Below are 8,218 nucleotides of genomic sequence, written 5' to 3'. Positions count from 1 at the left end.
ACCAGTAAAAACTGGTTGACCTTATAATACGAACGCCCCCGTTAGCTTAATTGAAATAATTCACAAACCCAATTCTTCTTTGATAAAAAACACAATCGACAAAAAGTACTTTTTTATTCGACTGCTATATTTAATAGGCTATCTAATTGAAACAGAAAAAAGCAATCCACATTTGATGGATTGCTTTACTATTATTTTTTAATCGAGTCAAGATGCTCCTCTAAACGATCCCATGTTTCATTAATTCCTTGTTCCATTCCCATATCCAAGACAGATTTTAGTGCTTCTTGAGAAGCGTATTCTGCACGATTAATGAGCTTTGTTTTCCCTTCAATTTCTTCAAATAATAAAGTGCTTTGAGTTGCAGGCATACCCTCTGCTTCATTACCTTCTGCATCTGAAAAATAATCAATATAAACTATCTTTTCACCCTGAAGAATTTCTTGGTATACTCCTTTTCCCCAGGATTCAAATCCAAAAAAGTCACCCTGATTCTCGTCAATACACTTCATACAATAATGCCAGATTCCATTTACTCGAAAATCAATATTACATACTGTTAAAATCCAACCGCGAGGTCCCCACCATTTCTTTAGATGTTCCTCTTCTGAAAAAGCCTTGAATAAAAGAGCTTTTGGAGCATCAAATTCACGTTCTAATACAAGTACGTTTCCTTCTACCCTAGAGTTCATTTGAGTTGACATAAAATCCCTCCATAGATTTCTCATTTTGGATAGCTTCTGTGTGTTCCTCTAGATGGTCAATGGGCTACACTATTAATATATATTCTTGAAAATATTTCAGTTTCCTTCTTCAACTAACCTGCTCCGTTAGTTTAACAAGAAAATCTATATTATCCTTGAATGAGCCTTCTTTTAATTAAGTTATTGAAAAGCCTTTTACTCAAAGAAAATCGTTTTTACCTAATATAAGTTCATTTAAATAAAAAAGCATGGATGAGTAGGTATGTTACCTAAAACCATCCATGCCTTGTTTATCTGTTAATAAAAATGTTCTAGTGATTTCTTAATATTTAAATTTCTCAATCAATCCTTGTAGTTCTCCTGCCATAGAAGAAAGCATTTTAGCAGACGTTGTGATTTCTTCCATAGAGGCCAGTTGTTCCTGCGTGGACGCAGCAACCTGTTCAGAAGATTCAGCATTTCCTTGTGCAATACTAGCTATTTCATTAGCTGTTGCTGTTACCTCCTGCACCCCGGCAGACATTTGCTGAGCGGTGGCAGATACCTCTTCCATTTGTGGTGTGATTTCTTTGACACTATGAATAATTTCATTAAATTTTTCTATTGCATTATTAGACACTTTTAAGCCATCTTGAACATCATCTGATACTCGTGCCATTATTTGAACAGAACTTTTGGTACTTGTTTGTATTTCTTTAATTAGGTCAAAAATCTCCTTTGCTGATGTTTGGGACTGTTCTGCTAGTTTTCGTACTTCATCAGCAACAACAGCAAATCCCTTTCCATTTTCTCCGGCCCTAGCTGCCTCTATCGCGGCATTTAGTGCCAAAAGGTTTGTCTGTTCAGCAATTCCAGTAATTACATCTAAAATCGAGCCAATTTCCTTTGCTCTATCATTTAATGTTTGAATCATTGTATTGGATTCATTAACTGATTTATGGATAGAATTCATCTGATCTCTTGTATTTGCGACAGCTTTCCCACCTTCTTCCGCTTGAAGGGATGTGTGTTGGGAGAGTTCTGACACACTCGCTGCACTTTCAGCGATTTTAGATACGCCTGTAGAAATTTCATTCAAAGCCTGTGAATTTCGGTTAAGCCCGCTAGTTTGTTGTTCTACACTGACAGCTACACCTTGAATTGATTCAGCTACTTGCTCAGTCGCAGCACTCGTTTGTTCAGCACTGGCAGTCAATTCCTCTGATGAAGCAGCAACTTGTTGGGCGCTATATTCAACTTGTGTAATGAGTGAACGAAGGCTTTCCTGCATATCATTAAAAGCTTCACCTAATTGCCCAATTTCATCATTTGTTTTAACATCAATATGCTCCGTTAAGTCACCTTTACTCACTGTAATGGCCTTCTCTTTTAATTCAATAAGAGGTTTAATAATGGATTTTATAATAAAGTAAACCACTAAAACTCCTACTAAAACGGCAATAGCAATCACTATCAAGGTTCGAATTAATATAGGAGAAGCTGATTCAGAAATTTCCGAAGAATACATCGTGCCACCAATTTTCCATCCCGTTAAATTATTAGTGGTAAAATTCATCTTCTTAGCTTTGCCTTCGAATTGGTATTCAAACTGCCCTTTCTCTTTTTCGTATAATTTATCTGCAAATGGTTGTTCATCTTTTGTTCCCGGTTCCAGTGTCGGATGAGCTATGTATATTTTTTGAGAATCTAACAGGATGGCATAACCTTCATGTCCAATCTTTACATCTCCAACTATTTTTTGAAGGTGCGTTAAATTTATACTGACTGCTACTACTCCTGAACCATCAGAAATTGCTTGTGATACGGTAACAACCATATCCTCGGTGCCAGCGGCTTGATATGGTGGTGAAATAACTGCTTCCCCTTTTTTCTTCATGGCATCCTGATACCATGGTCTTTCACGAGGGTCATAATCCGGGTCCATAGTCACCGCAGGTTCCTGGATAAATAAGCCTTCTTTTTCAGTTCCGACAAAAATACTAGTAGCTTCCGGGTGTAACATTGCATATTGAGCCAATTTTTCTCTTAATTCCGGGCTACTGGTGCCTTTATATAAATTTGAGGTAATACTTTTAGCGAAGGAGTTCACGTCGTTTATCTTGGGATCTATAGAACTGTCAATGCTTGAATTCAACAATTCCAATTTTCCATCTGAGCTATCTAACATTTCCTTTTCAACCGCTGTTTTTGCCGATGAGTAAGCAAGCAAGCCAATACAAATGGACGGAATAATCAGTATTGCAGCAAAAGATATAAATAGTTTGGAGCGTAAGTTTTTCATGAAGTTTTTCATATACAGCCTCTTCCTATAATTTTATTACTTTCAGTGAAATGATGATGTAGTGAAATCTGTGTTGTTCTGCACACCCTCTCTGGTAAAATATTTCGTTTAAATACTTCTACATCCATTTATAAAAAGTGTCTTAACAACCGGGGGAAAGAACTCGATTGTAGTTTAGAGTTTGAGTATATCAAGTTCTTAAAGTAGTGCAACTGAGACTTCAAATATATTCAACTAAAAAAACTTCTTATATAAGGAGTTAGAACCAAATAAAAATGGTTTCTCTTTCCTATATCGGTTCATTTCTCTAAATATCAAGTAAAGAGATAGCACGAAGTAATATAAGTATCTCCGTATTTAGGGTAAAAATCTTGATAGACAGAATGATACATGCATTCAACATAATCGTTGTGTTCAAGGAGAAACGATAGTAAAGAATTGCTGAATTTAATCCACGAAGAATATGGAGATAAGCCTTCTTTTAATTAAGTTATTGAAAAGCCTTTTACTCAACAGTACCGGTCAACTAATACTTAATAGTTTGGAAACCTTCAAATATCAATAGCCAACTTTAACAGAGCCTTAAATAAAAAAAAGACATAAAATCGAATTATTTAATTCAAATTCTTGTCGGTATTTGTCGAACGAAAAAGATAGCGACCGTCCCTTTCGCATAGGAAAATAGGATTAAACCTGTTAATTTATCGAAAAAGGAGATTGATTATGTTTAAGAAGAAATTATTTAAGCCTTTTGCAGCGTCTCTTCTGTCCTTCTCGCTACTTGCTGGATCATTTACGCCAGCACTTACAACTGATTCAACGCAAACTGCCGAAGCTGCACTGCCAAAAACAGCAACTAAAGTTACTGTGAACGATGTTGTAGATGGCGACACGATCAAGGTTACATACAAAGGAAATGCAGAAACGGTTCGTATGATCCTTATCGATACGCCGGAAACAAAACATCCTGATAAATGCGTACAGTTATATGGCCCTGAAGCTACTGCATATACGAAGAAGTACTTATTGGACAAGAAAAAGACTGTCAGCATTGAGCTTGGTGTTCAAAATCGTGATAAATACGGACGGATCCTTGCTTATGTGTACGTAAACGAGACAATGTTTAATAAGTTATTGCTTCAGAATGGCCTTGCTCGTATTGCCGTTTACCCGCCAAATACACAGTATCTTGACGAGCTAAAGAATGTTGAAGCGAAAGCAAAAAAAGACAAGGTTGGAATCTGGTCTAATAAAAATGCCATTAATGGTGGATGTGTACCAGCAAAAAAACCGGCGCCTGCTCCAAAACCAGCTCCAGCACCGAAACCGGCGCCTAAGCCAGCTGCACCTAAGAAAGAGTCATTTAAAAACTGCACAGAGTTGCGCAAGAAATATCCAGACGGTGTTAAAAAAGGACACCCTGCATATGATTCAAAGCATGATCGTGATAAAGATGGCTACGCATGCGAGAAATAATAAAAAATATTCATTACAACATCACCCCTTCTCTTTTTCGAGATGGGGTTTTGTTATAAACTTAAAAAGAACATGCATTCTAATTTTGGTTCTTGAATTTACCAAGCAAACATGGAATTCTTAAATGTATTACCAGTGATAAACCTGAATGATCTGTTTTTTGCCGCTGGATCAATACGTGATCGGCTAATAATGTGTAGAAGGGAGAAATGTATATGGCATCTGTTAAAAAGATTAAAGCAAATAACAAGCAGGGTTATAAGTGGCTATGTGTAGCAGATGGACCTCTTGATCCGGTGACCGGTAAACGGAAGCAGATATCTCGCCGCGCTGATAAAAAGCAGGATGCGATCGACCTTGTAGAAAAAGCGATTAGAATATTAAAAGAGGACGGAATTGATGAAAAGGCAATCAGAAACCTGCCGTTTGAAAAAGTAGCATGGGAATGGCTTGAGACGTATGCAAAAGGCAAAGTGAAAGAAAGCACTGTACTCCTCCGCCACCATCAAATAAAAATCTTGCTGCGATATCTTGCGAAAGTAAATATTAACAAGGTGACACCCCGCATGCACCAAAACCTTTTAAATGATTTGGATGATCAGGGATATGTTAAGAATTCGGTCGAAGGTGTCCATTCAACGGCCAATATGATTTTTAAATATGCCATCAAGGAAAAAATGAGAAAGGACAACCCTTGTACCGGAGCAGTTATTCCAACGAAAAAATTAACTGTAGAGGAAATTGAAAATCAGACAATTGAGGATAAGTACTTAGAACGGGATGAACTATTTGAATTCCTTGAAGCGTCAAATCAGCATGGGCTCCCGGGGGATGTGGAAACCTTTTACTTGCTGGCCTTTTCCGGAATGCGTTCCGGTGAATTATGTGCATTGAAATGGACCGACATTAACTTTGAAACAAACGAGATCCGTATCACAAAAACCTTATACAATCCGACAAACAAAATGACAGAATACAAATTAACTCCACCAAAAACAAAAGGATCGATACGGACATTCGATATTGATGATAGTGTAATCGATTTATTAAGAAAGCATAAAGTCCGGCAGGCAAAAGTGAAATTGGCGACTCGTCACAAACATGAAGATTATCATGGCCGGGACTTTATTTTTTGCCATGACAATGGCTACCCATTCGTCCAATACAATATTATCCAGAGAATGAACCGGTTGCTTAAAAAGACATCAATTAAAAAAGCGGCAACTCCTCACTTTTTCCGCCACACTCATATTAGCATGCTGGCAGAAGCGGAAATCGATATGACAACAATCATGAGACGAGTTGGTCATGATGATATGAAAACAACCATGAAGATTTATACCCATGTTACAGATAAAATGAAAAAGAATGCTGCGCAAAGGATTAAAAATCACTTCGGAAGCATTCTCAATTTAACAAAATCGCAAGAAATGTGAGCGAAATGTGATTTTTAAGTTATTTATACGCTTAAATTGAAGCTTTAACCCTTGTTATATCAACGTTTCTATGATTAATATAAATAATGGTTACAGTTATTTAACCCGTGATTTATATGCTATGATTGAATGAAACAGGTATGAAAAGATACTAGGAGGACACTCACCATGTTAAAAAAACAAATGGAAATATACATATCAAAAGCTTTAAGTGAGAATAAGGTTGAATTGTTTAAAGAGGAAAAGGAATATGCAGAAAGGCATCACTTAACAAATGATTTTACTATAGTAGAAAAAGAAAATAATACCCGCTTTACTGATGCTTATATCGAGCGCAGTAATAAAGAAAACGAAGAGTTGATTTCGGAAGAATCAGCAGCATTTTTATCACAACCCCTTGAATACCTAAAAATCAATAAAAGCGAATTCCTTTACATCGAATCTTCATGGTTTGAATTAATCGGTGTTGAGACACTTTCATTGGAAGTCGATGATGTGTTCGGAACATACAATGCCTTGTTCGGCTTGAAATTCCAGAAGAAAATGGGGAATGCATTAAAGGCTTACTTAAATAACGAACTCCAAGGAGAGATTGGAACATACAGTTTAATGTTCAACCAAGGTGATGGATTATGGGATGTCAATTTTTCCTTGAGTGGTGTAGAAGGATTTAAGGAAGAGATGTCTTTAGGCGATGCTTTAAGCCTCATCTACCATTTTCTGTTTATTCTTGTTGAAACAATCGAAGAAGATAATTAGGTAATTATAAACAGCCCCCACCAACTAAAGAGGACCATTTTTTTGTCATTTGCTTTATTTCTTCTTTAACTAGGTTGTGTTTGAAAACTAAAAAACATGATATAAGCATTGCCCCATCTCGACGTTTCGCCTACAATCCTACCCATCAGACGGAAGAGGAGATGGGACGATAACAAGGAAACGGTATGAGATAGAAGATCATCAATGGGAACAAATCAGCGAGTTATTTCAGCGGGCAAAAACCGGCCGTCCGGGCAAGAACAACCGTGATATGTTCAACGCCATCTTATGGATCGCCAGAAGCGGCGCTTTCTGACGGGACCTGCCCGAACGGTATGGCTCATGGAAAACGGTGTACAGCCGATTCTGCAAATGGCGCCATGATGGAATCCTGGAAGCCCTTTTTCATGCGCTAAATGTCCAGATGCATGATGAAAATCTCATGATTGGTGCTACTTCTTTTCTATCCTTTGTTTATGTCGCTTTGATTTTTGTATTATCTAAATAAGGGAGAAGTATGGAGTTTTCAGACACACACTAACATAAAGCAGCTTATTTCGATAATAATCGAATTTTAATCATAGATAGAAGAAAAAAGTGCTTCAAATAAGTTTATTTCCGTTTTAGGAATGTAAACGAATGAGCCCAAAGAACTTCATCGTCCCGAAGACTTTCATAATTAGGCTCTGATAAAGGATAGTGTTGATATTCACTCAAGAGAGTTACCTCTTCTTGAGTCCTTTTACGGTCACCAAAGTGGTAAAAGCGAGAAAAGCCGCCAGACTGAAAGACAGGCAGTCTGAAGCAGAAGCAGTACTTTCTCTGCAAGTTGCTCTTTTATTTGTGTTCTTAAGAAACAAAATCGAAAATATCGTCTTCAGATAAAACATTTTCCTCAATCAAAATCTCCCCAACTTCTTTATTGCCACGGCAGGTGACGCACGAATCGTAATCAAGTGAGTAGACGGTAAGATAAACGGCTTTCTCAATATCAGATTGTTGTTGTATATACTCTTCATAACTTCCATTTTGACGAAAGAAATCAGGTGTTGCATTCGCTATGTTCACGCCGTCATACCATTGGACGTAAGGCTTTCCCTTTGCCTTGCCGACCTGTATTACGGTATAAGTGGATCCTTCCAGCCATTTCGCAAAATGATTGCCTGTTTGGTACCAGCCGTTTCGTTTTTTGACAATCACATCTATCAACCTCTCTCTGTTAAACTCTTATACTCAAATATATGTTACAATTTTCGTTTTAATCATACATTTTTCAAAAAATGCAAAAGACTGTGCTTTTTCATATCCTTATACCTCACTAAAGCTTGCAGAATAACAAAATCGAGCAGCCCGGACGAAAAAACATCCGGGCTGCTCGATTTAAATGTTAGGTATTTACTGAAACTTGGTGTTTCTCTAAAAAACGTGTCATTACACAGCCGGCTACAAACTTCGGGTGCTCGAGAAGCGGGTGGTGAAAGGGGATGGTGGTATGGATGGCAGCAATAATGAATTCATGCAAAGCCGCTTCATTTTGGCTATGGCTCCTTTGCGGGTTTTCC

6 protein-coding genes and 1 pseudogene are annotated in these 8,218 nt (G+C 37.4%); 4 read left to right on the top strand and 3 right to left on the bottom strand.

Going from position 1 to position 8,218, the window contains the following annotated elements; translation table 11 throughout:
- Positions 1 to 191: 191 nt before the first annotated feature.
- Complete coding sequence (locus BA724_RS13845) at positions 192 to 704, bottom strand: SRPBCC domain-containing protein (protein WP_069939225.1); 513 nt, start codon at positions 702 to 704, stop codon at positions 192 to 194.
- Between the two features lie 322 nt (positions 705 to 1,026).
- Entirely contained in the window at positions 1,027 to 2,997 is a 1,971-nt protein-coding gene (locus tag BA724_RS13840; RefSeq protein ID WP_069939224.1) for a methyl-accepting chemotaxis protein, read from the bottom strand.
- Positions 2,998 to 3,708: 711 nt separating this feature from the next.
- Here BA724_RS13840 and BA724_RS13835 point away from each other — a divergent pair.
- The 4 genes and pseudogenes from BA724_RS13835 to BA724_RS18905 all read left to right on the top strand — a co-directional run bounded on the left by BA724_RS13835 (position 3,709) and on the right by BA724_RS18905 (position 7,164).
- Complete coding sequence (locus BA724_RS13835) at positions 3,709 to 4,461, top strand: thermonuclease family protein (RefSeq protein ID WP_069939223.1); 753 nt, start codon at positions 3,709 to 3,711, stop codon at positions 4,459 to 4,461.
- A gap of 215 nt (positions 4,462 to 4,676) precedes the next feature.
- Positions 4,677 to 5,897 (top strand): tyrosine-type recombinase/integrase, encoded by a 1,221-nt coding sequence (locus BA724_RS13830; RefSeq protein ID WP_069939222.1) that lies wholly within the window; start codon positions 4,677 to 4,679, stop codon positions 5,895 to 5,897.
- A gap of 168 nt (positions 5,898 to 6,065) precedes the next feature.
- Positions 6,066 to 6,656, top strand: coding sequence for a branched-chain amino acid aminotransferase (locus BA724_RS13825; protein WP_069939221.1), 591 nt, complete (start codon positions 6,066 to 6,068; stop codon positions 6,654 to 6,656).
- Between the two features lie 115 nt (positions 6,657 to 6,771).
- Positions 6,772 to 7,164: pseudogene (locus tag BA724_RS18905) on the top strand (transposase).
- Between the two features lie 341 nt (positions 7,165 to 7,505).
- Here the strand turns inward: BA724_RS18905 and BA724_RS13820 are convergent.
- Entirely contained in the window at positions 7,506 to 7,856 is a 351-nt protein-coding gene (locus BA724_RS13820) for a hypothetical protein (RefSeq protein ID WP_069939220.1), read from the bottom strand.
- Positions 7,857 to 8,218: the final 362 nt, after the last annotated feature.

This window comes from Domibacillus iocasae (assembly GCF_001750285.1).
Classification (GTDB): Bacteria; Bacillota; Bacilli; order Bacillales; family Domibacillaceae; genus Domibacillus; species Domibacillus iocasae.
This window is presented reverse-complemented; position numbering and strand designations above follow the sequence as displayed.

Coding starts and splice junctions, on each gene's coding strand:
- BA724_RS13845 (WP_069939225.1), bottom strand. CDS start 704: ATGTCAACTCAAATGAACTCTAGGGTAGAAGGAAACGTACTTGTATTA.
- BA724_RS13840 (WP_069939224.1), bottom strand. CDS start 2,997: ATGAAAAACTTCATGAAAAACTTACGCTCCAAACTATTTATATCTTTT.
- BA724_RS13835 (WP_069939223.1), top strand. CDS start 3,709: ATGTTTAAGAAGAAATTATTTAAGCCTTTTGCAGCGTCTCTTCTGTCC.
- BA724_RS13830 (WP_069939222.1), top strand. CDS start 4,677: ATGGCATCTGTTAAAAAGATTAAAGCAAATAACAAGCAGGGTTATAAG.
- BA724_RS13825 (WP_069939221.1), top strand. CDS start 6,066: ATGTTAAAAAAACAAATGGAAATATACATATCAAAAGCTTTAAGTGAG.